This is a genomic window from Meridianimarinicoccus zhengii (assembly GCF_003254465.1).
Lineage (GTDB): Bacteria > Pseudomonadota > Alphaproteobacteria > Rhodobacterales > Rhodobacteraceae > Meridianimarinicoccus > Meridianimarinicoccus zhengii.
The window spans coordinates 1-1,052 of sequence record NZ_QDFI01000181.1 but is presented as its reverse complement, the minus strand read 5'-3'; the positions used below and the strand labels follow the sequence as shown (position 1 = coordinate 1,052).

1 protein-coding gene is annotated in these 1,052 nt (G+C 67.4%); it reads left to right on the top strand.

Annotated elements, in window-relative coordinates; genetic code table 11:
• Positions 1-621: 621 nt before the first annotated feature.
• Positions 622-1,052 (top strand): hypothetical protein (locus DDE13_RS22470; protein ID WP_162631205.1); only part of this gene is annotated, 431 nt, incomplete at its 3' end.

Genomic DNA, 1,052 nt, shown 5'->3' with positions numbered 1-1,052 from the left:
CGTGCCGAGGGTGAATCATGTTCTCAAACCTCTGTCGAGGCTGGACTATTTCAGCGGCCTGTTAGAGCTTGGACCCACAGTAGCACGCTCGCAGGTAAATTCGGTAAATTCGAGTACAACTGACACGTCGTTGCTGCGATTGCAATGCGGCAGCGCCGCAGGTCCGCTTTCCGCTCGACGTGTCAATGCTGCGCCAGCGAACTCGGCGTTCTTGCCAAGGGCCGTCCAACTGACGGGTAATCCGTTCCGCCCTCGGTGGCGGGTGCTCCGTCCGGGAGGGTTCGGCAACCAGATTGGGGCCACGATGTCGCCCTATCGCTGCTGACGACCACCCGGCACGGGTGTCGATCCTTTCTGGAAGTCGCGATCTCCCGGCCCTTTCCCCCGATCACCCCCAGCGGCACCGGCACGGTGTCCGACCGACTCCCGGCATTTCCGCGGGTGCCCGACTTTTCCTCGAACAGTCGTCACTTTTTTGGGTCACCCCCCTGGGATGGGCCAATATTCGATTGTCCCCGCTGCGGCGGGGATCGGCCGCCGCCTTCGGCGCTTCGTTTTGACATGCAACCCGCCGGCCGTCGCCGGTGCGGTGGCGCATGCGCCTAAATCGAGGAGGTGGCCATGTCCACAATCGATACGGGCTTCGCGCCCAAATTCGCGGTCTACCGGGTGGGTGACGTGCTGTCGTTGTGTCTGCCGGTCGGCAATCCGGGGCCCGACGGGCAGCCGGTGCTGCGCCCGGCGGTCGTCGCCAGCGTCAGCGACTGCCTGGGCGAGACCAGCTACGAGCTGGTGCCGGCCGCGATCGACGACGATCTGCCCGCGCACAAGACCGACATCGCGGCCCGCGTGCAGGGCGTGGACGGCACGCAGACGCCGGTGCTGCGTTTCGCAACGAACCTCGGGCTGAAGGTCTGCGCCAGCGCGCCGGTGCTCGCGGACGTCCGCCGCCGGACGGGTCGGTTGCCTGCCCAGGCCCATGCGGCGCTGGTGTCGGACAACGCGCGCCGCGCGGCGTCGCGGGCCGCACACCTGGCGGCGCGGCAGGCCCG